The sequence below is a fragment of the Paenibacillus sp. G34 genome (genome assembly GCF_056856875.1).
In genome coordinates this window covers 5,876,875-5,903,593 of record NZ_CM166469.1, presented here as the reverse complement: position 1 = coordinate 5,903,593, position 26,719 = coordinate 5,876,875, and the positions used below count along the sequence as shown (strand labels likewise).

General features: G+C 48.5%; 23 protein-coding genes and 1 riboswitch. Of the genes, 20 read left to right on the top strand and 3 right to left on the bottom strand.

The window, feature by feature from the left end; all coding sequences use genetic code 11:
- The first annotated feature begins 158 nt into the window (after positions 1–158).
- Positions 159–1,907 carry a methyl-accepting chemotaxis protein gene (locus tag AC1VYS_RS26670; protein WP_482912139.1) on the top strand — a complete coding sequence of 583 codons (1,749 nt, stop codon included), beginning with the start codon at positions 159–161 and terminating at the stop codon, positions 1,905–1,907.
- A gap of 16 nt (positions 1,908–1,923) precedes the next feature.
- On the opposite strand, the gene nrdG is transcribed toward AC1VYS_RS26670, so the two are convergent.
- Complete coding sequence (gene nrdG / locus AC1VYS_RS26665; RefSeq protein ID WP_482912138.1) at positions 1,924–2,433, bottom strand: anaerobic ribonucleoside-triphosphate reductase activating protein; 510 nt, start codon at positions 2,431–2,433, stop codon at positions 1,924–1,926.
- Positions 2,430–4,391 carry an anaerobic ribonucleoside triphosphate reductase gene (locus tag AC1VYS_RS26660; RefSeq protein WP_482912137.1) on the bottom strand — a complete coding sequence of 654 codons (1,962 nt, stop codon included), beginning with the start codon at positions 4,389–4,391 and terminating at the stop codon, positions 2,430–2,432. Before AC1VYS_RS26660 ends, nrdG begins: the two co-directional genes overlap by 4 nt.
- A gap of 454 nt (positions 4,392–4,845) precedes the next feature.
- On the opposite strand from AC1VYS_RS26660, the gene AC1VYS_RS26655 reads away from it, so the two are divergent.
- Together AC1VYS_RS26655 and AC1VYS_RS26650 are read left to right on the top strand one after the other, a co-directional pair.
- Positions 4,846–6,483 (top strand): hybrid sensor histidine kinase/response regulator, encoded by a 1,638-nt coding sequence (locus tag AC1VYS_RS26655; protein ID WP_482912136.1) that lies wholly within the window; start codon positions 4,846–4,848, stop codon positions 6,481–6,483.
- A gap of 290 nt (positions 6,484–6,773) precedes the next feature.
- Positions 6,774–7,712 carry an aldo/keto reductase family protein gene (locus AC1VYS_RS26650; protein WP_482912135.1) on the top strand — a complete coding sequence of 313 codons (939 nt, stop codon included), beginning with the start codon at positions 6,774–6,776 and terminating at the stop codon, positions 7,710–7,712.
- Between the two features lie 119 nt (positions 7,713–7,831).
- Here AC1VYS_RS26650 and AC1VYS_RS26645 read toward each other — a convergent pair whose 3' ends face one another.
- A complete protein-coding gene (locus AC1VYS_RS26645) occupies positions 7,832–8,956 on the bottom strand; it encodes a GGDEF domain-containing protein (protein WP_482934436.1) in 1,125 nt (374 codons plus the stop codon).
- A gap of 271 nt (positions 8,957–9,227) precedes the next feature.
- Between AC1VYS_RS26645 and AC1VYS_RS26640 the strand changes: the two genes are divergently transcribed.
- The 17 genes from AC1VYS_RS26640 to cobK all read left to right on the top strand — a co-directional run bounded on the left by AC1VYS_RS26640 (position 9,228) and on the right by cobK (position 26,711).
- Positions 9,228–9,623, top strand: coding sequence for a Fur family transcriptional regulator (locus tag AC1VYS_RS26640; RefSeq protein WP_251510334.1), 396 nt, complete (start codon positions 9,228–9,230; stop codon positions 9,621–9,623).
- The gene (locus AC1VYS_RS26635) at positions 9,599–10,411 is read left to right on the top strand and encodes a winged helix-turn-helix domain-containing protein (RefSeq protein ID WP_482912133.1); all 813 of its coding nucleotides are present in this window, start codon (positions 9,599–9,601) and stop codon (positions 10,409–10,411) included. The genes AC1VYS_RS26640 and AC1VYS_RS26635 overlap by 25 nt, the downstream gene beginning before the upstream one ends.
- Before the next feature lie 4 nt (positions 10,412–10,415).
- Complete coding sequence (locus tag AC1VYS_RS26630) at positions 10,416–10,772, top strand: hypothetical protein (protein WP_482912132.1); 357 nt, start codon at positions 10,416–10,418, stop codon at positions 10,770–10,772.
- Positions 10,773–11,121: 349 nt separating this feature from the next.
- Positions 11,122–12,573, top strand: coding sequence for a catalase (locus tag AC1VYS_RS26625; protein WP_482912131.1), 1,452 nt, complete (start codon positions 11,122–11,124; stop codon positions 12,571–12,573).
- Between the two features lie 256 nt (positions 12,574–12,829).
- Positions 12,830–13,246: a BlaI/MecI/CopY family transcriptional regulator gene (locus AC1VYS_RS26620; protein WP_482912130.1), complete on the top strand. Its 417-nt coding sequence runs from the start codon at positions 12,830–12,832 to the stop codon at positions 13,244–13,246.
- 1 nt (position 13,247) lies between these two features.
- Complete coding sequence (locus AC1VYS_RS26615) at positions 13,248–14,108, top strand: M56 family metallopeptidase (protein ID WP_482912129.1); 861 nt, start codon at positions 13,248–13,250, stop codon at positions 14,106–14,108.
- Between the two features lie 64 nt (positions 14,109–14,172).
- Positions 14,173–14,595, top strand: a complete 423-nt coding sequence (locus AC1VYS_RS26610) for a DoxX family protein (protein WP_482912128.1) — start codon at positions 14,173–14,175, stop codon at positions 14,593–14,595.
- Between the two features lie 321 nt (positions 14,596–14,916).
- Complete coding sequence (locus tag AC1VYS_RS26605) at positions 14,917–15,618, top strand: pirin family protein (protein WP_482912127.1); 702 nt, start codon at positions 14,917–14,919, stop codon at positions 15,616–15,618.
- A 47-nt stretch (positions 15,619–15,665) separates the two neighbouring features.
- Complete coding sequence (locus tag AC1VYS_RS26600) at positions 15,666–16,004, top strand: hypothetical protein (protein ID WP_482912126.1); 339 nt, start codon at positions 15,666–15,668, stop codon at positions 16,002–16,004.
- Positions 16,005–16,214: 210 nt separating this feature from the next.
- Positions 16,215–17,813 carry a spore germination protein gene (locus tag AC1VYS_RS26595; protein ID WP_482912125.1) on the top strand — a complete coding sequence of 533 codons (1,599 nt, stop codon included), beginning with the start codon at positions 16,215–16,217 and terminating at the stop codon, positions 17,811–17,813.
- Between the two features lie 4 nt (positions 17,814–17,817).
- Positions 17,818–19,017, top strand: coding sequence for a Ger(x)C family spore germination protein (locus AC1VYS_RS26590; RefSeq protein WP_482912124.1), 1,200 nt, complete (start codon positions 17,818–17,820; stop codon positions 19,015–19,017).
- The gene (locus AC1VYS_RS26585; protein WP_482912123.1) at positions 19,010–19,231 is read left to right on the top strand and encodes a hypothetical protein; all 222 of its coding nucleotides are present in this window, start codon (positions 19,010–19,012) and stop codon (positions 19,229–19,231) included. Before AC1VYS_RS26590 ends, AC1VYS_RS26585 begins: the two co-directional genes overlap by 8 nt.
- A gap of 56 nt (positions 19,232–19,287) precedes the next feature.
- Positions 19,288–20,580 (top strand): GerAB/ArcD/ProY family transporter, encoded by a 1,293-nt coding sequence (locus AC1VYS_RS26580; RefSeq protein WP_482912122.1) that lies wholly within the window; start codon positions 19,288–19,290, stop codon positions 20,578–20,580.
- 131 nt (positions 20,581–20,711) lie between these two features.
- On the top strand, positions 20,712–21,542 hold the full coding sequence (locus AC1VYS_RS26575) for a uroporphyrinogen-III synthase (protein ID WP_482912121.1): 831 nt from the start codon (positions 20,712–20,714) through the stop codon (positions 21,540–21,542).
- Between the two features lie 281 nt (positions 21,543–21,823).
- Positions 21,824–22,012, top strand: a riboswitch (cobalamin riboswitch).
- A 376-nt stretch (positions 22,013–22,388) separates the two neighbouring features.
- Positions 22,389–24,323, top strand: coding sequence for a precorrin-3B C(17)-methyltransferase (gene cobJ / locus AC1VYS_RS26570; RefSeq protein WP_482912120.1), 1,935 nt, complete (start codon positions 22,389–22,391; stop codon positions 24,321–24,323).
- 316 nt (positions 24,324–24,639) lie between these two features.
- Positions 24,640–25,944, top strand: a complete 1,305-nt coding sequence (locus tag AC1VYS_RS26565; protein ID WP_482912119.1) for a sirohydrochlorin chelatase — start codon at positions 24,640–24,642, stop codon at positions 25,942–25,944.
- Positions 25,941–26,711 carry a precorrin-6A reductase gene (cobK, locus tag AC1VYS_RS26560; protein WP_482912118.1) on the top strand — a complete coding sequence of 257 codons (771 nt, stop codon included), beginning with the start codon at positions 25,941–25,943 and terminating at the stop codon, positions 26,709–26,711. Before AC1VYS_RS26565 ends, cobK begins: the two co-directional genes overlap by 4 nt.
- Positions 26,712–26,719: the final 8 nt, after the last annotated feature.

Sequence of the window (26,719 nt, the reverse complement as noted above, 5' to 3'; positions counted from 1 at the left end):
TCATCGCCATTCAAAAACAGCAAATACATAACGATATATACTATATAGTTTCATATCATATGCTGAATGCAAAGGTGGAATAAGGAGTCGATCCCGAGCTCATTCTTGATCAGGACGGATATGTAAGCTAGAAATGTTAAGGAAAAGGGGAATCTGCAATGTTACGCTACTTCCGCAATCGAAGTTTAGTTTTCACCAGTTCTGTCCTGATTGCCATCATTTTGTTTGTAATGATCATCCTGATGAGTGTGTTGAATTTCAAACAAAGTCAGCAGGCTTACTACGAAGAAATCAATCAAGTAGGTAAGGCGCTGTCCAATCAGCTTCAGCTCAACCATAAATGGGTAGAACAAGCGAATCAGCAACTGGAGGCTTCACCTAACCCAACATCTCCCGAACTGACGTCATTGAAAGAACAACTCGATGCGATGACCGGTGTTGCTTCCGTTGCAAACGCATATATATTCAAATCGGATATTATTGAACGTGATGGGAAACAGATCTTAATTGGGCTGCAAGTCAATCAGGCACTCTATGATCTGGAGATGGTACCCGGTGTCGAATATGAAATTCCAGCAATCATTCAAGATACATATGATCAAGTATTGAAGGAAGGAACCGCCTTTACAGAGTCTTACACAGATAGCGCAGGGACATGGGTGACCTACCTAAGTACGATCAAGGACGATAGCGGTAAGGCGATAGCTATTTTTGGTCTGGATCTGGACGCAGCCCAAGTCAAGCAGGATCAGATGTGGATGTTTTTGTACAGTCTGGGAAGTGGATTAGTGATTGCTATCATCCTGATTCTGGTTCTGATGATTCTGGCACGGATTGTACTTCGTCCTCTACAGAAGCTGGCAGACGTATCTAAGCAAGCGGCTGACGGTGATCTGACGGTGAGTCTTGATGTACGTAATAACAATGAGATTGGTCAAACTGCCAAGGCATTTAATCATATGCTTGGGGGTCTGCAACAACTGATCACAGGCATTCAGTCCACCTCTGCGAGTGTAACCCGCTCAGCTGCGGATCTGCAGATGAGTGCAGAGCGAACAACCGAAGCCTCACAGGAGATTACAGAGTCGATGTTACAAGTATCCTCCGGGGCAGACCAGCAACGTCAATCCACCAATGAGTGCCAAGAGTCCATAGGTGAGATGGTCATTGGCATTAAGCGAATCGCGGACTCATCACAGGTGGTTGCCGAGCTGGCTTCCGATGCAACCGATTTAGCCAGCCGAGGTGAGACAGATATTACAACGATGGTCGATCAGATGCAGAAGATCGAACATAACATGTCCGGTACCGTTGTGGTTCTTCATGATCTTCAACAACTGAACAGCAGTATCGGGGGAATCATGTCTATGATTCGAGATATTGCCGATCAAACGAGCCTGCTTGCACTTAATGCGTCCATTGAGGCAGCTAGAGCAGGGGAGACCGGAAGAGGATTTGCAGTGGTTGCGCAGGAGATTCAGAAGCTTTCGGCTCGCTCCAAAGAGTCTTCTGATCAGATTGACCAAATTTTGCAAGGCATTCTGAATCACACGGAGAAGGCCGTAACCTCCATCGAAGAGTCGGTAGATGTTGCTAAACAGGGGGCCGAGACATCCGTAGTAACGGCAGAAACCTTCCGCCAGATCGTCGAATCTATTCAAAAGGTGTCCGGACAAGTCTACGAGGTATCCGCCGCCTCGGAGCAAATGTCAGCCAGCAGTGATCAGATTGCTGCTACCCTGGAACAGCTGGGTACCGTGGCCACGGATTCATCCGGCAATGCGAACAAGGCCCGTGCATCTTCAGAAGAACAACTGGCGCTTATGGAAGAGGTATCAAGTCTCTCCCATGAGCTGAGAAGGTTGGCTTACGAACTGAACCAGGTCATCCAAAGGTTTCAAGTGTAAAAATGAAAAAACATCGTTACACTGCACCAATCTGCAATGTAACGATGTTTCCGGATGTCTGTGTTGCACGCACATCAATTAACCGCTGATTCCGGCTTCCGCGGAAGGGCAGAGACACATCCCGCTCTGCTTCAACGTAACGCCCGTCGATAATCACGTCACATAGCTGTGCAAGCTCTGCTCTCTCCGGATCGGTGATGAGTTCCTCATATTCGAATCCCGTATAGGCCCATACCGTCAGATCGGGCCTTGCATCCCGAAATTGACGCACCCACCGAGTACATTCTGTTGCTGAGAAAAAGGGGTCACCCCCGCATAACGTCACGCCATCCAGTAACGGATGGTTCGTGACCTCATGCAAAATCTGTTGCTGTTGCTCTTCTGTAAAGGGTTCACCCGCCCGGAAACTCCATGAATCCGGGCTGAAACAGCCTGGACATGCGTGACGGCATCCGCTGATAAACAGTACGGCGCGTAGGCCCGTTCCTTCGTTGACTGATTCGGGAATGTAACCAAACAGATTCACCGGTGTTTCACCCGATCCCGTACCTCGGCCTGCTTCGCAGCATTGAAGCGTACCTTGTAATCTCCGGTCAGATAGCCGGTTACGCGGCGAAGACGCTGGAAGTGCACCTCATTTTCGTGAACCTCGCATTCCGGGCAAATATCACCGATGACTCCCTCATATCCGCATTCAGGACAGCGATCAATCGGATGATTAATCGAGAAGTAACCGATATCCTGGGCCAGTGCGTACTGTACGATACGCATAAAGGCTGCTGTATTCGCCCTCACATTGCCGTCAAGTTCAACATAAGAGATCGCTCCGGCGTTACACAGCGCATGGAATGGAGCCTCCAGTTCAATCTTACGGTAGGCAGGAAGGTTATGATAGACCGGAATATGGAACGAGTTCGTATAATATTCACGTTCATTCACACCAGAGATCGGGCCGTAACGGGCTCGGTCTATTTTGGTGAATTTGCCGGACAAGCCTTCTGCAGGTGTCGCAAATAGCGTGACGTTCAGGTTATGCATCTCACTCATCCGATCGCAGAACTCTCTCATCGTGCGAATCACATGCAGTGCCTCGCGATGCACATGCATGTCTTGTCCATGATGTCTTCCATACATAGCAGTCATACATTCGGCAAGTCCGATGAATCCAAGAGACAACGTACCGTGTTTCAACAGATCAGCAACCGGCTCGTCCGGTTCCAGCTTCTCTCCGCCTTCCCATACTCCCTCACGCATCATGAAGTCCGATGATTTGGCAGGCTGTTTTTTCTGAATGTTATAACGGTGCAGCAACCCGTCCACGGCATTGTGCATGATTTTATCCAGGGCCACATAGAATCCTTCCCGATCCGCAACAGCCCGATTGTTCTGGCAGATACCAAATCGAATCCCGAGTTTCACTAGATTGACCGTATTGAAGGACAGGTTTCCTTTACCACTTTGCCGATTCCGTCCAAACCGATCCGCAAGGGTGCGTGTGCGACAGCCCATGGTAGCAATGATCGTATCCGGGTCTTCCGGGTGATAGTAAGGTAGATTAAACGATGCGTCCACGTTGACAAAGTTAGGATACATCCGCCGTGAAGAACAGGTTACCGCCAGGCGAAACAAGTCATAGTTTGGGTCGCCCTGAGTCTGATTAACTCCCTGCTTGCACTGAAAAATATGCTGTGGAAATACAGGCGTTTCCCCGTGTCCAAGGCCACGAATCGTTGCTTCCAGCAGGGAACGGGACACGAGGCGACCCTCAGCTGATGTACACATGCCATAGTTTAGTGATGTAAAAGGAATCTGTCCGCCTGCCCGGCTGCTCATCGTATTCAGGTTATGTATAAGAGATTCAGCGGCTTGTCCTGTCTCCAGCTCTGTTTCCTCGCTTGCAAAAGCAAATGCACGCGGGCAATGCTGCTTCGCTTCGGCACTGTCCAGATGTAGCTGCTCGTCTGCTAGCAAGACCTGTTCGTCAAAGAGGCGTTGCCCTTTGCGGAAATGTTTGATGAACGAACGACGTACATAAGGCGCCAGATCCCAGTCAATTTTGTTGGCAGACACACCGCCGTACTGACTGTTTTGCTGGGATTGGAAGATGATTGCGACAAGAGCCATCGCAGACATTATCGTCTGTGGTGTACGAACCGATCCATTCCCTGTATTAAAACCAGCGGCCAGTAGCCGATCAAATGGAATGAAGATGCAGTTGGTTGTTCCAAGGGCATACTGATCCAGATCATGCACATACAGGTCGCCATTCTCAACAGCATCCGCAAGCGCTACTGGCAAGACATGACGCATGGCATGCCACTTGGCTGTTTCCGATCCAAGCCTGCTCATCTTGCCGCTGAACGAATCTCCATTCAGATTCGCATTCTCTCTCAGCGTATCAGCGTCTTCTGCGCCAATAATACGTCTTCCCAGGTCAGATAAAAGATCGGTTGCCGGTGGTGCGGCATGCTCAAGCATAGTCATGTAACGTGCCTCCTAAATGATTTTTGAATAGATTATAATTTGATTAATATATGAGTTATATACTACATGTAGATTTGTATTATCCATTTATAAACTATATGTGGGTTTTTGGGTGTGATTATGATCACACCTCCTGTGGGGGAGAAGAGCATCTTCCGGGATTTGGCGCGGGTTTAAGGTTCCCAAAATTCAAACAGAGGCGTATAATTTCTATTTACCCTGCAAGGATAAACTTATAAGTCAGATACCGTGGATCGAAGCATTTTTTCAGATCTGTTCGGTGAGCAAAGAGGTAACAGGCACCAGGATGATTCTCTTGTACTTCTGTGGTGTTAAACATATAAGTATAGTTTGTGACAATCGTTCGGATTCCCCGGCAGACCCCTGCGTGTAATCAACATTCTGATCGGTGAACTTAATATAGCAGCTAAGACAAACAAAGAGGGGTTGGATCATGGGGACAGTAGAAGGCGTTAACCAAGGCTTCTATGAAAATATCGAAGAAGCAGCGGCCCATATTGTGGACGTATTAAGTGGCATATTAAGAGTGAATACGATCTTTGTTGCCACGAATGACGGAGTGACCAATGTCATTCTGGAAGCCTTCAACCGCAAGGAAGAATTAATTATCAAAGGTACAGCACTTCCGTTCATGGAATCTTATTGTAGCTTGGTGTTGGAAAATAGTAATAGTGTCGTCGCTATTTCGGATACCTTCGAGCATTCTGCCACAAAATCAATGGATGTCACGGTTGGGTTGGGAAATCGATTTTTCGTGGGAGTACCCATTATGCGAAGAACGGGTGCACCATTTGGTACGATCTGTTTAATGGATGACCCCGGTTATGAGATCTCTGAAACGGATATGAAGACACTGCAAGCCATGGCTGTTTTTCTAGGATATGTTGTTGATCTCGAGAGCACGCTGCACGTTCAGGAGCAGAGACTTAGTGATTCGGAACAGCTACAAGAGAGATTACAGGCTGAGAAGGAACGTGCTGAATCCGAGGCCATGACCAAGACACAGATGCTCAAACTGATGAGTCATGAGATCCGAAATCCGCTGAACGGCATTTTGGGATTAACGGATCTGATGCGGACACCCGACATGTCGGAGGAACAAGCCGAGTATGTGGATATGATCGAAACGAGTGGCAACATTTTGCTTTCATTGCTTAACAATATGATGAACTTTAATATTAACGAGGCAGGCAAAACAGTTATTCATGACGATCCCTTCGATCTGGTCAGCACGATTGAGAACACCGTCTATCTCTATGCGAGCGCGGCGGCCAGCAAAAAGGTAGAACTGGGATTACACCTGAATCTGAATGTATCCCAGGTTTTCATTGGTGATGAGATTAAGCTTGGTCAACTGCTGGGTCATGTGATGCAGTATTCCATGGACTCCACCCGGGAAGGTGCCGTGCTGGTGACAGCGGAGATGAAGGGAGAGGAGGTAGAGGAGACAAGTCTTCTCTTACTCCGGATTAGATATACGGGACAGATGTTATCCGACAACCGTTTACGAACCTCCTCCGTCAAACCCGAAACCATTAGTACGGAGAAGCTGATCGGCAGCAATCTGGGGCTGGCGGTGAGCCAGAACCTGGCCATCTTGATGCATGGTCGTATTCAGGTGAACAGTCCGAATGGGAACGAAACAGAGTTCGAGATTTCCCTGCCACTGCGCAGATACTGGGATTTGCCGCAGATTACAAGTGTACAGCAACGTCTAAAGGCCAAAAAGGTGCTGCTCGCCAAAGACCCAGATATTTTGCAGGGTGTATCCACCTTGATGCGGAATTGGGAAATGGATGTACGTATGACCTCAGGTTCAGCCACCGCATATGAATGGATCAAGGAAGGCTATAAACCTGATGTGGCCGTTGTGGATATGGGCTTGCGTGAAGGTATTACAGTTGATTTTGTTATCGCGCTGAAACGGCAGCTTGAAGATTTGCCTGTCATTGTGCTCGTTCCGTATGGGATGCATATGGATATTCAGCAGACCGAGGTGTTTGATGCCGTGCTGACCAAGCCGGTAAGACAGACCGAGCTTTTGAACGCATTGAGCATTATTTTGATATAAGAATGGTCTGGATTGATCCGGGCGAGCAACGATGCTAGCAGCTCGTATTAAAGCTAGAAAGGTATGCTTCTTGTCGGGCTTAGAAGAGACATGCTTCGATTCAGGTTAGAACATGTACATTGATATTGAAGTTACATGAGGCACATTACTTCGGGGTGTGCCTTTTTGCCGTGTTTTTCTGGGTGTGCGACTTAAACATTTTTCCAATTGTCCAGGTTGGGTTACAATAGGATACGGAACTTAACTTCATCATTTCTACAATTTCTACATTCTGAGGAGGACATGCATTCATGGAATATCGCAGGCTTGGTGGAAGCGGACTGAAAGTAAGCGAGATCAGCTTAGGTAGCTGGTTGACGTACGGAGGATATGTGGAACGTGAAAATGCGGTAAAGTCGATTGAAACGGCATTTGATGAAGGGATTAACTTTTTTGATACAGCCAACGCCTATGAGCGGGGAGCTGCGGAAGTACTGCTGGGTCAGACATTGAAAGCGTACTCACGGAGTTCTTATGTACTCGCAACTAAGGTGTTTAACAAAATGGGTGATGGCCCTAACGATCACGGGTTGTCCCGCAAGCATATTATGGAGCAGTGCGAAGCCAGCTTGAATCGCCTCGGCACCGATTATGTCGATATCTACTATTGCCATCGTTATCATCAGGAGACACCGATTGAGGAGACGCTTCGTGCTCTGGACGATCTGGTGCGTCATGGCAAAGTGCTGTATGTAGGTGTGAGCCAGTGGACAGCGGCCCAAATGGAGGCTGCGCTCGGGACAGCAGACCGGCTGTTGCTGGATCGCATTGTCGTGAATCAACCGGTATATAATATGTTCGATCGATACATTGAGAGCGAGATCATTCCTTTAGGTGAACGTAAGGGGATCGGACAGGTTGTTTATTCTCCCCTTGCTCAAGGTTTGCTGACAGGGAAATATACATCGGTCTCTGATATTCCGGAGAACAGCCGGGCGGCGAAGCTTGGTTGGGGTGAAGGGAAAATCAACGCAGATCGTATCGGCAAAGTACGTCGATTAGTTGAAGTTGCAGATAAGCTGGACCTGAAGATGGGACAGCTCGCTCTGGCCTGGATTCTTCGGCAAAATAATGTTTCCAGTGCTCTGGTTGGTGCAAGCCGCCCGGAACAGGTTAAAGAAAATGCCGCAGCTTCTGGAGTTAAGCTGGATGCTGCCGTTATTGAAGAGATTGAACAAATTCTGACCTAGGGTATCACTCGAGGATCTGTAAGTGCGGAACGGGTTTAAGGTATGAAGAAGGGATGTCCTGCTTGCCTTAGTTGAGGCAGAAGGGGCATCCCTTTTGTCGGTAAGACGTTCTCATCATTTCAAAATGGATCATTATCCACAACCGTGATGTTGCGGGGCGGCAGAGTGCAGACTCTGTTGCGTCCCGTGTTTTTTGCTTCATACAATGCACGATCAGCCTGATCAAACAGGTCATTGTCATCATGGTCATCACAGTGATCAGGGTAAACGGCTACCCCAATGGAGATGGTCAGTTTTACGGTTTGCCCGTCAGGCAGAGTGAAAAGAAAGCGGCCTACAGCTTTGCGTACAGATTCTGCGATAGCCATCGATTGGTGGTATCCGCAATCGAGCAGTAGAATCGCAAACTCTTCTCCGCCGTTGCGTGAGACGAGATCGGTGGAACGTGCATGTTCTACAAGCAATTGCCCAAGCTGCTTCAATACTGCATCTCCGGCAGAGTGACCATACGTATCATTTACCTTTTTGAAACGATCAATATCAATAACCAGCAGAGACAGCTTCTGATGATACTGCCTTGCATGCTGAAGCTCGGACTTTAAGGACTGTTCGAACTGACGCCGATTGCTCAGATCCGTCAGATGGTCGGTGGAGGCTCGTCGTTCCAGCAGAAATAACATCTCGTTGGATCTATTAATAAATTCCGCGATGAAATAAATGAAAAGACCGCCGGCAAAGGCGATGGTCATCTGTATCGGATATACTTTCATTAAATTATTCAAGCTGGGCGTGTTCATCAGCAAGACAATAAATATCATAGCCATACCTAACAGGTTCATGGTGATGATTTTGGTTAATCGGGACCATGAAGCGTAGGCAAAGTACACACCAGCTAGTCCGAGCAGTGTCATAATGAATGATGCATCAATGGCTGCTGAGGTAATGCCAAACATGACGATACGAAGAATCGCAATGATGATACCGCTGATGACTGAAGCCATCCCGCCAAGATATACTGCTGCAGTTACAACGGCCAAATGCCGAAGATCTACAATGGTAGTGTCATTTATATGGAATGAATAGTTCATAAGCACCGTACCGTATAGACCGAATAAAAAGCCACCGATGATCTGAACGCGCAGCGAGGGAAATGGTAAACGAATGCTGTAGTATTTGGCGATAATTCCCGAGATGTACAAAAAGGTGATTATCACACAGAGATTAACAAAAAACGTGCTTAACAACCAGCATCCCCCCTTTAACGCACATCACTCTATTTTATCTGAAAATCGGTGTGGTAGCGAACCATATAATCCCAAATGTTTGAAGGGTTTGGCTCTAAATCGCTATAAAATTCCAAAACAGATGCGGATAGGACGTGTTGACTTCGCTATACATTAAGATTTATACTTAATCTAAATCAAAATTTTATTTTGTGATCCAAAAAGATGAAGCGAACGACAGTGTTCGAGATAAATATACACTTGAAGAACAGTATAAAAAGGGGACTTGGCTGTGAAAACTTTAAATCTGACGATACAACGGCAAGCGGTGTATGATGTCGTACGTAAATCAGAAGACCACCCGACAGCTGCCGATGTGATGAATCGGCTTGTAGAGCAAGGGTACAATCTGGCTTATGGCACCGTATATAATTCTCTTCGATATTTAACAGACAAAGAGCTGATCAGGGAGCTTAAACTTGGCGAAACAGCAAGTCGATATGACGCCCGAATGGATGATCACCAGCATATTATGTGTGAAGTATGCGGTAAAGTGGATGAGGTGATGACAGAAGTTCCTCCACAATGGATGAAGCAGGTAGCAGCAGAAACCGGTTATACAATTGATCATGCACATGTGGTATTTGGAGGTGTCTGCGGGGAATGCAAAACCAAACGGGTCAAGTAAAAGTAAAATGGTCAGGCCGCCGTTTGCCGCTTCGGGTCAAACCTACTCTGGCAGATTCCGAAACTGTGCCGCTCGTGGATAATTGCCCGATCACCAGACGTGTCATCCTGATCAGTCCGATGCCGGGTCAGGTACATGAGCTGGTGAAGGCTTTGACAGACAGCTGCTTTGACGTACTTGTGTTCCATCGCTGGGAACCCGATCTCCATGAACGCCTTGTTTTTGATCTACTCATCTATGATCTCTCCGTTGCGGGAACAATCGATGCATTTACGGGAATCCACAGCCGGTTGAACCGCGAGGCGGAGCATACGACACCTTGCCTCTACCTGGTGGGAGAGAAGATGATTGGCAGTGCAAGTGGCCCGATGCTTCAGGAGGAGCTACTTGTATGGCCTGCACGTCCGCAGGAGGCACTTTACCGGGTACAGCGCATGATTGGCAGCAGTCCTGTAATGCCAAAGCGTGCTTTTTTACCTGAAGAGGGACAACGAATCGGATTCAAAGACTTGACGCTGGATCGGGAACGGATGAGCGTGCAGCGGGACCATGATCGCATCCATCTGACCAAGACCGAGTATGATCTTCTGCTTAAGCTAATTGATGCCAAAGGTGCAGTTATCTCCCGTGAAGAGATGCTAAGCGATATTTGGGAGACTGATTTTACAGGTGGGAGCAACGTGGTGGATGTTCATATCAAAAGCTTGCGCAAAAAATTGGGCGACAACGCGTCTTCGCCGCAATATATCGTAACGGTAAGAGGCGTAGGCTACCGCTTGGCAGATTAATAATATGAGAAAAATAGTGGTCGATGGGAGCACTTATTGGTGGAGCTACAGAACGGCTAGAGACATCTACTGCAGATCCAAACTGACGATTATTACGGAAAATAAAGACAAAAAATATATCATTATATTTGTAACCAGAGATACACCCATTTCCGGCAGTCCTTTGAATGAAGGGTTACGGATGAAGAAAGAGGGTGTAACATACGCTGTTAATTTGAACCAGCCCAAGTTTGTCGCCGAAGTTCTGCAGTGCATACTTGAGATGGAATTAAATAAGAGCGGCAAGAACGTTCAGGAGTTAGATGGTAATGGCTTATTATCCCGCATGGGGTATGAGGATCTTACAGGACTGATGATCTAAAGACATAATGAGTTCAGTAAAATGAGCCAGATGAGCGGTCATCACTGAGATGCTGATTATGCTAATGAAGATGAAATATGGCGTGGATCGTTGAATAAACGGTCTGCGCTTTTTTATGTTTCGTTGATATATGAAGCCTGTTTCGCTCTCTTCATAATTGGTTCATCTTTAGCATAACAACCTCATCTGAACCTCATGCGAACCTCATGCAGTAGATAGATGGGACATGTTAGAATGATTTCAACAGTTAGATCAAGTCTAAATGTATATTTGAGCAAACGACGAATATGATTGGAATTAGTAGATAGATACAGCAGACATGAGAAACATTTTAGAGGAGGACGACAGAATGACAGATCGTTTGACAACCAACCAGGGAGCACCGGTAGGGGATAACCAGAATTCGCGCACGGCAGGTAGAAGAGGACCAACCTTGTTGGAGGATTACCACCTGATCGAGAAAATCGCCCACTTTGACCGTGAGCGTATTCCTGAACGGGTTGTTCATGCGAGAGGTGCAGGGGCACACGGGGTGTTCAAGTTGGAGCAGAGTATGAAGGCATATACGTCAGCCGATTTCCTGCAAGAGCCGGGCACTGAAACGGATGTGCTCGTACGATTTTCAACTGTAATTCATGGTACAGGTTCTCCCGAGACGGCGCGTGATCCGCGGGGGTTCGCCGTTAAATTTTATACGCGTGAAGGTAACTATGATATTGTGGGTAACCATCTGCCTGTTTTCTTCATTCGTGATGCGATTAAATTTCCGGATATGGTGCATTCTCTCAAACCGGCTCCAGATACCAACATTCAGGACCCGGCACGTTATTGGGATTTCATGACGCTGACACCGGAATCGACACATATGATGACTTGGTTGTTCTCGAATCTGGGTATCCCGGCTAACTATCGGGAGATGGATGGATTCGGGGTACACGCATTCAAATGGATCAATGACCAAGGTGAAGTACACTACGTGAAATACAAATGGGAATCAGCGCAAGGAGTTCGTGGTCTCTCTCGTCAGGAAGCTTCCGAGGTACAGGGACAGGATTTTAACCACGCAACGCGAGACTTGCATGAACATATCAAAAACGGAGAATATCCGCAGTGGAAGCTGCAAGTGCAACTGTTGAAGCCGGAACAGATGGATGCTTTCTCTTTTGATCCGCTCGACCCAACGAAAACATGGCCCGAGGATGTGCTTCCGTTCCAGACAGTAGGGACGATGACATTGAATCGTAATCCGCAAAATTTCTTCGCTGAAGTGGAGCAGGCAGCATTTTCGCCAAGTGCAGTTGTACCAGGTATTGAGCCATCTGAAGATAAATTGTTGCAAGGCCGTCTGTTCTCCTATCCAGATACTCAGCGTCACCGTCTGGGACCCAACTATCTACAGATTCCGGTGAACTGCCCTTATGCACCTGTGCGCAATCATCAGCGTGATGGACTCATGAACGTGCATCAAGATCCGTCTCCTGTAAACTATGAACCTAACAGTTCGAGTAACAGCCCGCAGGAGGAACCGGCTTACCGTGAAACTCAGGTTCCATTGCAAGGACATGTCACCAGAGAGAAGATTGAAAAAACAGATGATTATACGCAAGCAGGTGAACTGTTCCGTTCGTTCACACCTGCTGAGCAGCACTATCTGCTGGATAATCTGACGAATGATCTGAAAGCCGTACCGGCAGATATCCAGATGCGAGCATTATGCCACTTCTTCCGGGCTGACGGACAGCTGGGTGGACGGCTGGCTCATGGCTTGGGTGTAGATATCTCTGGGCATATGCCAAAATAAGCAAAGGAAAGTATGGAGGCGGAAGTTCCCAAACTTAAAGCTGGGCTGGAGGCTGGATGGCTTGTCTTTAGACCGCTCCGTCAAGTTATGATACGAACCGGGCAGACTGCAATTTTGCAGAAGGGCCCGGTTTTCTTATGTCATTTTATACGCAAATGAAAAACAAATTTACAAATCATTTACATAAAATACCTGACATAGAGGTTGACTTCTCGTTTGTGGGCACTACAATGGGTAGTGTGAGGGGTGTCAGAATATGAGAATACTCAATTTTAAAGTGGGTGAGCGTGGACTTAACCGTTTTTTTGGTCCGCTGGAGGCCAAGATTATGGACATTCTGTGGGCTCGTCCCGGCAGCAGCATCCGTGAAGTGCAGACTGCACTGGAGCAAGACAAAGATGTCAATTTCAACACGGTTATGACTGTGATGAATCGGTTGGTGGATAAGGGATTGCTCGGTAAAACACAGAAGGGCCGCACATCGCTGTATCAGCCGGTACAGAGCAGGGAGGCATTTATGAACGATCAATCCAAGGAACTGTCCCAGGAATTGGTGGATGAATTCGGGACACTGGCAGTGAATCACATGCTGGATGCGTTAGATGAAGCCGATGAAGGCTTGATTGAACGGCTCGAAATGAAGATTAAGCAATGGAAAAAGGATAACGATTAAGATGTGGAAGACCCGTTCCAAGATTTTGTTCACCGTCGGGTTTGGTATTCCGGTACTCGTGCTCATGCAGATGTTCATGTATGCGATGTACAAAATATTTGGATGGGACATCCGGTTGAATCTGTTATGGCTATGTAATCACTGGATGAGCCGCATGGGGTGGATGTCAGTAGGTCATTTCCTCCTGCTGCTGGTTGTGCTGACTTTTGTGGGCACCAGCTGGATGCTGGCTGTACGAATCATTCAGACACGGGCAGCAGTAACGAAGCTCCGCTCGATGGAAATTCGCGTTTGGTCGGCAGAACTGAACGCAAGATACAAGCACCTTAAGAAACCGCGATTTCTCGTTGTGGACAAATCTTCTCCAGTTGCGTTTACCATCGGGCTGTGGCGACCTTGCATTGTGCTTTCCACGGGACTGCTGAGCATGTTGGATCACGATGAAGAGAAGGCTGTCGTATATCATGAAGTTCATCATCTGTGGCATCGTGATCCGCTGAAAACAACACTTCTCTCGGTGTTCGCCGCGATGATGCCATACATTCCCGTGCTGAAACATACATCACAACAATATCGCATCGTCAGAGAAATTTTAGCGGATAATGAAGCCATTGAACGTACGGGTAACGCTGCGGGCATTGGCAGTGCACTCTTGAAACTGCTCCGGGCATGTGCACCATCTGGAGAGGGGAAATCAATGACAATACAGTCCTCGTTTGCCGACACGTCGGTGAATGTGCGGATTTCCCGACTGCTGGATCCTGAACGGGATGTTACGCTGCGCTTACCGAGGTATGCCATCCTGATCTCGGTAACGGTCTTTCTGCTGCTGTCTATTTTGTTTGTGTGGTCGATTGGATAGAAGATGGCCATGAACCGAGCAATCCATAAGGACTAAAAATGATGAATGAAATGGGGAGATAATGATGAATAACAAAACCATTGAAATTGGACTTTTTTTCTCAAGGATTATGATTGGTCTCATTTTTTTATTACATGGCTGGAGTAAATTTGAGGGTGGAATCAGCGGTACGGTTGGTTTCTTCGAAAGTATAGGCATTCCGGGTTTCATGGCATCTGTTGTTGCTGTCATTGAACTGGCAGGCGGTGCGGCCATGATCCTGGGTCTGGGTACACGTGTGTTTGCCTTGTTGTTCATCGCGGTTATGGTCGGTGCAGTGTTCACAGCCAAGGCGGGGCAGCCGTTTTTGATGGGAACAGAATTCGATTACATGCTGATGGCAGGCTCGTTGACTCTTCTCCTGACAGGAAGCCGATTTCTGGCACTGGATTATCTGTTCAATCGACAAGGAAGCACACGTCGGAACAGTCAGAATGTAAGTGCCTGATCTGCATCAGGGAGGAAAGCGATATACCAGGATGAGTATAATCAAAAGCATAATATAAACGAATCGTAGAAAAGTGTAACGGAAAGTGTTAAAGCGCAGGGATACGCCTGCGGCCAAGCTCTTTGCTTGCCAGTCCGAGAGGTAACGGTGATTGCCGGATCGGGCTGACAGGTAAAGAGCTTTTTGGTTTGGAGGAAGGAGCTTCACTTTTTGGCTTGGACGTATTACCTTAACATTTGATATAATGAAAATAAGTATGCTACTAAGAAAAAATAAGAGGAATCTACACGAACCATAACAGATTTGAGGAGGTTACGCGATATGATTAAGGTCATTCCATCCGAAGCACGATCCAGCTTTGATCGAGGCTGGTTGCGCGGCAGTCACAGCTTTTCCTTTGGGGAGTATCAGGACCCGGATAACACGGCGTTTGGACCGATGCGGGTAGCGAATGATGATGTCATCGCACCAGGTCGCGGCTTTGGGGCACATCCACACAGTGATATGGAGATTGTATCCATCGTGCTGAATGGCAAGCTGAGACATGAAGATAGTTTGGGTAACGTTGCCGTAACCGGCTTTGGCAGCATTCAGCGCATGTCAGCAGGAAGCGGCGTCATTCATACGGAGCATAATGCCACAGATACCGAGGAGGTAAGACTCCTCCAGCTATGGTTTATGCCACATACGAAAGGGCTGCAACCATCTTATGAAACGACTTCTTTTGATACCGCTGCCTTGGAGGGCACTCTTGTGCCTGTAGCATCATCCAATGGTGGGCCACGGGTCGCGACGGTTCATCAAGACATGACCATTTACCTTGGGCGGTTGTCCAAGGGCACGACGCTTGATTTTGAACAGAACGAAGGTCGCCGCATGTACATTTTCTCCATCGAGGGTAAACTTGGCTTGCAGAATGAACATGTGCTTCATACAGGAGATACCGCACGCGTGGAGCAGATTTCTTCCATGAAGCTGGAAGGGCATGGGGATACGTTTTATATGTTGATTGATCTGCCTTAATTAAGAATATGAATTCCCACTCCAAGATCAAAGGAGGAACGATACGTATGGCACAGCAGGAATGGTTTATGGTAAAACATGGGGTCACCGGGCGCGGGCTAGCGAACAGCAAGACAGATGCCGAGTTGTCTTATCGCTTTCAGCAGGAGGGAGCAGGATACCTCTTCACCGTAACAGGACTTGAAGAGCAGACCGTGGCGAAGATTATCGAGCTGAGACAGGAATTAAACGTGTTCCGTTTCGTACAGCGCAAAGACCGCCCTCTGACAAAGCACTGGTATTATGTTGATGGCAACCGTGTAAAATATGACAGCGAACGGCATACACTCACCATCTATGCCAAGTCGGAAATCCAATATATACCTGATGATTATTTTGCTGACTAACCGATCAGAGATAAGCGTAGGATCTAAGCTTGTTATTCTGTTCAGGTTGTAAGTTATTGATTTAATATGCATGCTTCATTTTTCAAGTTGATCGTTCGATCGTTAAGTCTTCCTTCGAGGAAGGCTTTTTTTTGTAAAAAAAGACCACATAATTCCCTGCATTCTGGCACAAGCTACCTTGTATAAAAACCAAGAATGGAGGGGCGGCACATGGCAGATAAATCATCAAAAGGTAGCGAAAAATCCAAGACTTCGGCATCAACGACTGACAGTAGTAAATATGTACCTTTGGGACTGCCGTCCCCGCCTATTCTGAAACAACCGATCAGTGCCATACATACCAATCAGATTCAGGCGTTAAAAGAAATCTTCTCGAACTCCTCGGATGTCGTGTTCCGAAACGTTATGATCACACCGGAGGTTCAGGGGCTTCTCGTTTATGTCGAGGGTATCGTGAATTCGGCGGATATTCAGGAGCATATGCTGCGCCCGCTTATTCGAGGACTGATCCAGCAACGGACTGACGAGCCGGATGTGCCGATTGATGATACACGAATTGAATTAACGCAGGTCAAGCGAGTTCAGACCTGGGCTGCTGCGACCGAGGGCGTGCTTGCCTCATCGGCTCTACTGGTTATGGACGGAAAAGCCGAAGCTTGGCTATTCAACGTAAAAGGCGGGGTGCGGAGAGGCGTTGAAGAGCCGCAGACGGAGTCGGTCATCCGCGGGCCACGAGAAGGTTTCACCGAGACGCTGCGCATGAACACGGCTTTGCTTCGTTTCAAGCTGAAGACACCTGCACTCAAAATGGTGAGTATGACACTGGGCTCCGATACCAAAACCGATGTTGTTCTCGTCTATCTGGAGGGAGTCGCCGATCCCCAATTGATTCAGGATGTCAAAAAACGTCTGGAGAAGATTGAAATCGACGGTATTCTGGAGAGCGGTTATATCGAGGAACTTATCGAGGATAACCCGAATTCCCCGTTTCCACAGATGCACTATTCGGAGCGCCCGGATACAGTTGCCGCGAATCTGCTGGAAGGTCGGTTCTCCATCATGGTAGATGGCACACCATTTGCATTGATTGCTCCCGTGACGATGTGGCAGATGTTACAGGCTAGTGAGGATTATTATGAGCGGTTCTTCATTACCAATCTGATTCGTTGGATCCGCTTTTTGTTTGTGTTTATTGCTTTGTTCCTGCCAGCATTGTATATCGCGATTACGACCTTTCATCAGGACATGCTTCCAACCACACTGATTCTCAGCATTGCTGGTGCCCGTGAAGCCATCCCTTTCCCGGCACTTATTGAAGCGCTCATTATGGAATTATCCTTTGAAGCGCTACGGGAGGCTGGGGTCAGGTTACCCAAAACGGTGGGGCAAGCGGTCAGTATTCTCGGTGCCCTTGTGATTGGTCAAGCAGCGGTACAGGCAGGTATTGTTTCTGCCCCCATGGTTATTATCGTATCGATGACGGGGATTGCATCCTTCACGATTCCACGCTTCAACTTTGCCATCACCGTAAGGCTGTTGCGGTTTCCGATCATGCTTCTTGCAGGCATGTTAGGGTTATACGGGATTGTCATTGGTCTGGTGATGATCTCTGTGCATCTCACACAAATGACGTCATTTGGAGTGCCGTATTTGTCAGGGTTGAGTCCGTACCATAAAAAGGATACGAAAGATATTCTAGTTCGGGTGCCTTGGTGGAAAATGATCAATCGGCCTTCAACCGTGCACCGGGATCGCAAACGTATGACCAGAGATATCAATGGTTCGCCGGAAGCAGAGGAAGGATGGTGATTCCATGCAGTTTTTGATTAAATATAGAGCTGTCATTTCGTTGATTTTGTGTACATCTCTGCTTGCAGGTTGCTGGGATCGCGAAGAGATTAATGATGTCGCCTTTGTCATCGGTATTGCTGTGGATAAAGAGGGAGAGGACTACCGGTCTAGCCTTCAGATTGCACTCCCTGGACAATCGGGTGCTTCAGGCAGTGAAGGTGGCGGTGGAGGAACGAACGGAGATAAACCGTGGTTTATTCTCTCTAACACGGCTCGTACACTGCGCGGTACATCACTTGAGGGTCAAAAGTCACTCTCTCGACGAATTTATTATGCACACCGCCGTACCATCCTTATTGGCGAAGAACTGGCGCGTGACGGCGTTGCTCCGATGCTTGATCTGTTCACAAGATATCCGCTTAACCGGTTGTCCGCAATGCCTGTTGTCACCAGAGGCGAAGCACATAACGTTATAGACACGGATGCACCGATTGAGAAGTTTCCTTCCGAGATGGTCCGTGAGTTATGTTTTCTCAATATGAGGAATCCAAGATCCCTTAAAACTTTTATAGATTCCATCCTAGATGAAGGAGTTGATCCTTTTCTACCTATCGCCTCCGTTTCGGACAATGTACCACAGGGCTGGAAGGGCGCCGTAACCAATATCAAACTGGATGGTTTAGCTATTTTCAAAAAAGACAAGCTGGTAGGCATGATGGACAAGGCCCCTGCCGATGCACTGATTCTTGCCATGGGTGAAGCCAACGAACCCGAAGTTATGATTAAAGCTCCACGGGGAAAAGGAGATATGTTCATTAAATTAAACGAGAACAATTCGTCTCTCCATCCCAAGATTGTGAACGGCAAAGTGAGTGTAACCATTCAGATGTATGCCAAAGGTGTGCTTGTGGACAATGAATCGGATTATGGTGACAGGCGCGAGAAGGAGATTTTGAATTTGAACGAAGCCGTGCACCGAAAGATCAAAGAGGATATTGAGGAAGGTGTAAAGCTGGTTCAGAAGAAATATAAAGCGGATATTATTGGCATTGGCCGTTCCATCCATAGGCAGTTACCCAAGGAGTGGGACAAAATTAAAGATCGCTGGGAGGTTCTCTACCCGGATGTTCAGGTAAAAGTGGAACCGCATGTCATTATTGAGAATGTCGGTATTGTCAATAAACCGATTGGAGTCGTAGAGGAGGACATCATACATGATTAAACCGCTGCTGTTTACCTATCTGGCAATGGTGATCGGGGTGTTGATTATGGATTTCAGGCATCTGAAACAAGCGGCCTCCATTAATCGCTGGCTGTCTTATGGAATCATTGCGCTTGGAACAGGCTTCTGGTTTTACGTTACGGCGCTGAACAAAACCGTATTCCTTTCGGTATGGATGGGTCATGTTATTCAACGTTTGCTGCCAATGCCTTGAGGATGTGGCATATGTAATCTGGATATGCAAGAAACAGGTACGGAAGGAGGGGCAGGATGATTCAGAAGGTAACGCACAGGCAAATGGTCTTGATGCTCATGCTGCTTAGTATTACGGGGACACTGCTACAACCTCATGCACAAGCCATTTATTATGCAGAACAGCATGCCTATCTTTGTTACATACCGGTTGTTCTGATTATGTTTACATCGATGTGGATGCTCAGCCGTGTCCAGCGTCGTTTTCCGGACAAGGATCTGTTTGAATCGTTAGTGACACGATTTCCCTTTCTGGGAAGATTGGCCGGATTGATGTACATCGCGTTTTTCTTCTTTGTATTTGCGAGGGATATTCGGCTAACGGGGGATTATGTGAGTATCACATTGCTCGAAACAACTCCAATCTCGATTATCGTGCTCTCTCTGCTTGTCATGGCTATATTTATCGTGCGGGGAGGACTAGGCTCCCTGATTGGCATGGTGGAGTTATATGTAGCCCTTTTTTTGTTAAACTCCATCATTGTGCCGTTTATGCTGATCCAGCAAGTCAATCTGGATAACCTGAAACCCTATTTCGATGTTGACCTGGCGGGTGTGGGCAGGGGAAGCTGGTATCTCTTTTCGTTTTACGGGGAGATGATTGCTCTGCCCTTTATCGTAAGGGGGAGTGACTTTCGAGTAAAGTCCATCGTTACAGGCAACATCGTCACGGGACTGCTTATGATGGTTATTGTAATAGAAACGATCACCTCCATCGGTGTACCCATTGCTTCAAGACTTGTATATCCATCGTATGAGCTGGCAAGACAGTTGCAGATTAGTGACTTTCTGGATCGATTCGATCTGGCGCTTGCCGCGGCAACCTTGCCGTGTATCATAACCAAGATTGCATTTGACCTGTATTTTGTGTGCTGGGGGTTGAAACGCATGATTCCCAGAGTGTCTGGTAAAGTACTGACCGGACCCATTGCGTTGCTGGGTTTTGTATGTGCGTTCTGGTTTTTCCGCAATGCAATTCAGCTGAATCGATTTACACGGGAATGGACATGGGTTGCGATTGTATTTGAGGTGCTGTTTCCAATCGTATTCTTTCTATTTGTTCGTCCGCGCAAAAAGGAGGCTGGGCATGCCCCGAACTCGGAATCGGGAGAACGGGCATCCAGAGGCAAACAGCAGGAAGGGGAACAGAAGCAGGAGCAGGCATCTGGTGAATCAGATCAATCTGAAGGGAAATCAGAAGGGAAATCAGAAGGCAAGTCTGAAGAGAAGTCTGGTGATAAGTCAGCGGAAAAGTCTATGGAGAAAAAAGGTAAACCATCACATGGCGGCGGTAATCTACAGCCTTCCTGATGCAAACCATAAAAAATCGTTATAGCTAAAGAGGCCGGAAAGCAAGCAGACATGGTTTCCCTCCGCAGAAGTACCCTGTATACTGTAGTCAGATTGATGAACTTTCGGCTTCTTAAACGGGGGGAACATGGATGGCTCAACATTTGGCAGGGGTACGTGTGGCATTAACCGGACCGAGAAAGTCCAAAGAGATGTCTCTTTTGGTAGAGAAAATGGGAGGAATCCCGCTTGTGCGTCCTGCACAAGGCACGGTATTTTTGGATGACCGTAACATTCGAGATGGACTGGTCTCCTGGATTTCCGATCCGCCGGATTGGGCAGTGTTTACGACGGGTATGGGACTGGATGCTTTGTTCGACATGGCTGAGGACATGGATGTAGCCGGACAACTTCGGAATGTATTGGCTGAATCGTGTATTGCAGCCCGAGGATACAAAACGGTGAATGCACTCAAGAAACTGAAGCTGACTCCATTGGTACGAGATGATGATGGTAGTACGGACGGTTTGATTCGGGAATTTGGCTCGCATGATCTGGCAGGCAAAAAAGTGATGTTACAGTTGCATGGGGAAACGGCTCCCAAACTGGTTCGCTGGTTCGAAGAACAAGGAGCTGTTGTGCGGCAGGTATTGCCGTATCGTCACGTGCCGCCGGAAGAGGCAGAACTGGAGCAACTGCTAAATGAAATCATTCAACATAAGCTGGAGGCTGTGGCTTTTACAAGCGGGCCGCAGGTTAGGTTTTTGACGGAATATGCAACTTCCCAAGGCAAGCTGCAGCAGATGCTGACGGCTTTCAAAGAAGGTGTAGTCCCAGCCTCGGTTGGTAAAGTTACGGCGAATGCCATGCGTGAGGAAGGTATCGAAGCGCTGGTTGTGCCGGAAGAGGAGAAGATGGGAGCGCTCATCGTTGAACTGGGACGTTATTTTGCCGCGAATCCGGTGGGTGTCCGGGAAGATTAATAAAGAGAGCATGCACAGGGCAAGAGATAATTAGATGTTCGGAGTAAGGCCTCAGTATGAATATTGAAAGATCGCGAGATAGCGGTATGAAGAATCGCAGACGCAATTCGTATACAGGGGAGTATTAAGTTTAGAAGAAATTACATCAGTTATATGGATGGATATATAAAGGTTCTGATCCGTTTGCGGATCGGAGCCTTTTTTCATTTTTATCCAAAATTAATGTTTAGGACAATCTGGAGAAGCGTGGACATTATTTCCTGACCGATGGTATGATGAAGACAATATGAAAGCAGCAAGGTGCTCTTGCATAAAGCAAGAGGTAACAGGGAATCGGGTGCAAGTCCCGAGCGGTCCCGCCACTGTAATGGTGAAGCGTTTTCCATGTAAGTCACTCGGTATACCGGGGAAGACAGGAAAGAACGCTAATGATCCAGAGCCAGGAGACCTACCTTGCGTGTGTCACCAAACCCTTCGCGGAAAGGAGTGGTGTACGATAAGTTCGGGAGAGGGACAAACCGTGGTTTGTTCCGTGAGGCTCTATATGGGCTGTTATGGCTGCGTGTATTTCCTTATTTTGGGGAGTTGCAGGCCTGGTTTCCTGAGTGTAAGTACATGCGCATCTCATCCGTGATTAGGATGGGATTTTTTTGTTTTTTCGGACAGGAACGAAGTTGCGAGTTAAGTAGAAGAAATGATGTGTTACAGGGCAATAAGGTGAAAGAGGCATACTGTATTGCAAAAACTTTGGATCGTCGTTAAGAAGAAACTTTCTTGAAGTGGACCTTTTAGATAAACAAGGTTGGGGCATTAATCGTGTTACAAGTGGAGTGAGGGGGAAAAGGGATGCAAAAGCAAGGCAAGTTGCTGATCATCGGTTTCGGTCCAGGTGCGATGGAGCACATAACGAAACGGGCACTGGATGCATTGCAGGAAAGCGAGGTCATCATTGGATATAACACCTATGTGGATCTGATCCGGCCTTTGTTGAATGGACAAGCCATTGTGCGTACAGGCATGACGGAGGAAGTCAGCCGGGCACAGGAAGCGGTTAGACAAGCGGAAGCGGGCCACATCGTTGCCGTAATCTCCAGTGGGGATGCCGGGGTGTATGGCATGGCAGGGCTTGTGTACGAAGTGCTCATTGAGCAAGGCTGGAAGCCGGATACTGGCGTAGCTGTCGAGGTTATTCCTGGTGTGTCGGCTATTCAATCGTGTGCGTCCTTGCTTGGTGCGCCTGTCATGCACGATGCGTGTACGATTAGCCTTAGCGATCATCTGACACCATGGGAAACGATTATTCGGCGTGTTGAGGCAGCGGCTTCGGCCGATTTTGTGATTGCTCTGTATAATCCCCGCAGTGGACGACGGACACGCCAGATTGTAGAAACGCAAGAGATGTTGCTTCGTTACCGTGATCCGAAGACACCGGTTGGCTTGGTCAAAAGTGCATATCGGGAGCGCCAGGACGTGGTCATGACAACGCTGGAAGATATGCTGAATCACGATATCGGCATGTTAACTACCGTGATCATCGGCAATTCCTCGACCATGATGTACGAAGGACTCATGGTCACCCCGCGCGGATATCAGCGGAAATATACGCTGAACTCCGCGGAACAGCCGCTCAGACCCCATGAGCGGCTGCGCACCGAAGCCGAGCCATGGTCGCTCGGCGCACAAGAAGCCCGCGCTGCCGCCTCCGGCGAGGCAGCGGGCGATAGCGCGGCCCGCGATGCGCAGGCCGCGCCAACGGCGGAGCCAGCCCTGCGCGGCGCCAGCGCCGGAGCGGGCACGGCTCCGCAAGGGCAGCCGCCCGCAAGCGCATGGGCGGCGACCCCGCCTGCGGCAAGCCCGGCGCGCGGTGCTGGCACCGCCGTGCTTGCCGCAGAGCGGCCCGCGTCCGCGGCGGCGGATGCCGCACCGCGCGCTGCCGCTGTGGCGCCACGCGCTGGCGCAGCCGAGCTCGCAGCCGAGGCGTTGACGCGGCTCGCGGCAGGCGGTGCGCTCGCCGGCGAAGCGGCAAGCCGCTGGCTGGACGCTGCGGCGTCAGGCCCGGCAGCCGCAGGCGCGCAGGGCGCGAGCAGCGCTACGGCGCTTGGCACCGCTGCTGTGCCCGTGCCGGGGCGCAAGGCGCCGCTCTTTGAGATCGGCGTATCGCCCGGCGTGGGCAACAAAAAGTTCACCGCCGCTCAGATGGCCCTGCTGGCGCAGTGCGCAAGCGAGGATGGCGAACTTGAGTATACGCCAGAGCACCAGATCATTCTGAGAGTGCCGACGTTTGAGCCGGATGCGCTGGTGGACGAGTTACGTGCAGCGAACTTTATCGTGGTGCCAATTGGGGATGTCATCAAGGTCAAAGCCTGTGACTTCTGTAACCTGGAGAAAGACGATGCGGTGCCGATGGCTAACCATTTGCAGGACGTCATCGGTGGATTATCCGCTCCGAAGGAGACGAGCGTAGCATTAAACGGCTGCGGTATGGCTTGTTACGGGGCGGTGCTGGAGGATATCGGTATCGTTTATCGCAAAGGCGGTTACGATCTGTTCCTGGGTGGCAAAAAGTTTGGCCGCAATGCACATCCGGCTCAGCCTGTGGCGGAGGGCATTCCAGGAGATCAGATTGGCGGTATCGTAGAACGCATTGTAGCGGAGTACAAGGAAAAAGGCCATCCGAACGAACGTTTCCACAAGTTTTTCAAACGGGTTGGCGTCATTCAAGGCTTCCGCCATGTGGATGCGCCAGTGACCGTTGAAGTTAATCCGGTATGCGGTGACTAGGACGTGGGATTGCCGGGCCGAGCAACTTGAAGACGATGAAAACAACATGATGTTGCAGTCATCGAATCAATGAGAATGAGAATAAGGCAATGATATATTTTTGAGCCAAAAATGATGACGCGGCAGTCATAACTGCGGTAGAACATGTAAAACAACTCGGCTGAAGCCCAGCTGATTGTGATAGATATTAACATTCAAAGCGGGACTCATTACAGCATTAGATATAGATTAAACTTTTCTTCCTTGGAACCGAGTGGGGAGCCTTACGAATATGAGAAATCCGATCTGCGGATCGGACAGAGGAGGAAATACGAAGATGGATGCAATTTTGTTGGTGGGACACGGGAGCCGTGATCCCGAGGGGAACCGCGAGTTAAAGGAGTTTGCACGTGAGGTCGCTGAGCAAGCACCGGAGAACACACTGGTGGAAACCTGTTTTCTGGAATTAACCAGACCAAGTATTGCGGATGGGGTTACTGCTTGTGTAGATCGAGGCGCGACACGAGTCGTACTCGTACCGATTATTTTATTTGCTGCGGGTCATGCCAAGATTGATATTCCGAATGCCATTGACCGTGCCAAAGCGCGTTATCCGCAGGTGCAGTTTATATATGGCCGTCCAATTGGTGTGCATGAAAAAGTCGTGCAAATCATGCAAACCCGTCTGCAAGAAGCACAGCCTGTGCGGATTGCATCTGAAATCGAAGGTGGAACAGATACAGCAGTTGCAGTGGCCGCTCCGCCTGCTACGGTGACTGTAACGGATGAGGAGACAGCCGTGCTTGTACTGGGACGGGGAAGCAGTGACCCGGATGCCAACAGTGACTTTTTCAAAATGACCCGTATGCTGTGGGAGAAGTTGCCGTACAGATGGGCAGAAAGCAGCTTTATCGGCGTAACCCAGCCTTCTTTCCCGGATGGATTGGAACGTTGTCTCTTGCTTGGTGCGAAAAAAATTATCATCATGCCGTATTTCCTCTTTACCGGAGTGCTGATTAAACGCATTGATGAGATGACGGCTGAATTTGCAGCCGCACATCCCGACATTCAAGTCGAAATCGGTGGTTATTTTGGCTTCCATCCGAAGCTCGTAGAACTGGTACTGGAACGTGCTCACGAGGGATTATACGGTCGTGTGACAGCCAACTGTGACAACTGCCAATTCCGACTTGAAGCGGCCAAACACCATCATCACCATCACGACCACGATCATGATCACGACGACCATCACCACCACCATGACCATGACCACAGTCACGATCACCATCATCATGACCACAGCAGTAATCATCTTCATGACCATCACCATGATGATCATAGTCACAGTCATGGACACGATCATCATCACGCAGATCAACATGTCCACAGTCATGATGAGCATACACATCACGACCATGATCATAGTCACGACCACTCCAAGCATACTGTTGTCGACCATGAAGCTACGCTTGATTTCCATCATGACCATGATGAAGAATTGCATCATTCGCATCACGAACATGTAGGAAACCAGAACAGCCAGAAGCATGACCAAGCAGGGATAACAGAAAATGTACAACAACACGCATCCTCCGCTCAAGCACAGGTGGCAGCAACTTCCGAGCAGGTGAAGCGTTCATGATTTTCATGTTGTGTGGTACAAGTGATGCACGCGAACTAGCGGTTCGGATCCAGCAGCAAGGCCATGAAGTGCTGACCTCCGTTGTGACCGAAAGTGCAGCCCAAAGTCTGACCGAAGCCGGTTTACCTGTGCGGACAGGGCGATTGACAATAGAGGCAATGGTGCAGCTGATTCGTGAAAAAAATACCCCTGTCCTTGTGGATGCAAGCCATCCTTTTGCCGAAGAAGCCCATGCGAATGCCATGGAAGCCGCGAAACAAGCGGGCATCCCATACATTCGTTACGAACGAACCGGGCTTGCTTATGATGACCATGAACTATTGCATGTCTTGTCATCTTATGATGAAGCAGCACTCAAGGCCAAAGAGCTGAAAGGCTCCGTCATGCTGACGACAGGCAGCAAAACCTTACAGATCTTCACCAAGCACCTGCTCGGTGATCCGGATATAAGACTTGTTGCACGCATGCTCCCCCGTCTCGACAATATGGAGAAATGCGGTGAGCTGGGCGTAGAGCAACGCAATATTATTGCGATGCAGGGGCCTTTTTCGAGAGAAATGAATGAGGCACTTTACAAGCACTATGCAACAACGGTGATGGTCACCAAGGAAAGCGGTAAAACCGGAGCCGTGGACGAGAAAATCCAGTCTGCACTGGAGCTGGGCATTCATGTTGTGCTGATCTCACGTCCAGAGGCGGAGTTTGGAACCGTATTTGATCATTTTGATGGTGTACTGGACGAGCTGAAAGGGATTTTGGGGCAGTAATCTGCCCG

What these genes read in the sequence shown, in the direction of transcription:
- AC1VYS_RS26670 (WP_482912139.1), top strand. Translation starts at nt 159, where the DNA reads ATGTTACGCTACTTCCGCAATCGAAGTTTAGTTTTCACCAGTTCTGTC.
- AC1VYS_RS26660 (WP_482912137.1), bottom strand. Translation starts at nt 4,391, where the DNA reads ATGACTATGCTTGAGCATGCCGCACCACCGGCAACCGATCTTTTATCT.
- AC1VYS_RS26655 (WP_482912136.1), top strand. Translation starts at nt 4,846, where the DNA reads ATGGGGACAGTAGAAGGCGTTAACCAAGGCTTCTATGAAAATATCGAA.
- AC1VYS_RS26650 (WP_482912135.1), top strand. Translation starts at nt 6,774, where the DNA reads ATGGAATATCGCAGGCTTGGTGGAAGCGGACTGAAAGTAAGCGAGATC.
- AC1VYS_RS26635 (WP_482912133.1), top strand. Translation starts at nt 9,599, where the DNA reads ATGCAAAACCAAACGGGTCAAGTAAAAGTAAAATGGTCAGGCCGCCGT.
- AC1VYS_RS26630 (WP_482912132.1), top strand. Translation starts at nt 10,416, where the DNA reads ATGAGAAAAATAGTGGTCGATGGGAGCACTTATTGGTGGAGCTACAGA.
- AC1VYS_RS26625 (WP_482912131.1), top strand. Translation starts at nt 11,122, where the DNA reads ATGACAGATCGTTTGACAACCAACCAGGGAGCACCGGTAGGGGATAAC.
- AC1VYS_RS26620 (WP_482912130.1), top strand. Translation starts at nt 12,830, where the DNA reads ATGAGAATACTCAATTTTAAAGTGGGTGAGCGTGGACTTAACCGTTTT.
- AC1VYS_RS26615 (WP_482912129.1), top strand. Translation starts at nt 13,248, where the DNA reads ATGTGGAAGACCCGTTCCAAGATTTTGTTCACCGTCGGGTTTGGTATT.
- AC1VYS_RS26610 (WP_482912128.1), top strand. Translation starts at nt 14,173, where the DNA reads ATGAATAACAAAACCATTGAAATTGGACTTTTTTTCTCAAGGATTATG.
- AC1VYS_RS26605 (WP_482912127.1), top strand. Translation starts at nt 14,917, where the DNA reads ATGATTAAGGTCATTCCATCCGAAGCACGATCCAGCTTTGATCGAGGC.
- AC1VYS_RS26600 (WP_482912126.1), top strand. Translation starts at nt 15,666, where the DNA reads ATGGCACAGCAGGAATGGTTTATGGTAAAACATGGGGTCACCGGGCGC.
- AC1VYS_RS26595 (WP_482912125.1), top strand. Translation starts at nt 16,215, where the DNA reads ATGGCAGATAAATCATCAAAAGGTAGCGAAAAATCCAAGACTTCGGCA.
- AC1VYS_RS26590 (WP_482912124.1), top strand. Translation starts at nt 17,818, where the DNA reads ATGCAGTTTTTGATTAAATATAGAGCTGTCATTTCGTTGATTTTGTGT.
- AC1VYS_RS26585 (WP_482912123.1), top strand. Translation starts at nt 19,010, where the DNA reads ATGATTAAACCGCTGCTGTTTACCTATCTGGCAATGGTGATCGGGGTG.
- AC1VYS_RS26580 (WP_482912122.1), top strand. Translation starts at nt 19,288, where the DNA reads ATGATTCAGAAGGTAACGCACAGGCAAATGGTCTTGATGCTCATGCTG.
- AC1VYS_RS26575 (WP_482912121.1), top strand. Translation starts at nt 20,712, where the DNA reads ATGGCTCAACATTTGGCAGGGGTACGTGTGGCATTAACCGGACCGAGA.
- cobJ (WP_482912120.1), top strand. Translation starts at nt 22,389, where the DNA reads ATGCAAAAGCAAGGCAAGTTGCTGATCATCGGTTTCGGTCCAGGTGCG.
- AC1VYS_RS26565 (WP_482912119.1), top strand. Translation starts at nt 24,640, where the DNA reads ATGGATGCAATTTTGTTGGTGGGACACGGGAGCCGTGATCCCGAGGGG.
- cobK (WP_482912118.1), top strand. Translation starts at nt 25,941, where the DNA reads ATGATTTTCATGTTGTGTGGTACAAGTGATGCACGCGAACTAGCGGTT.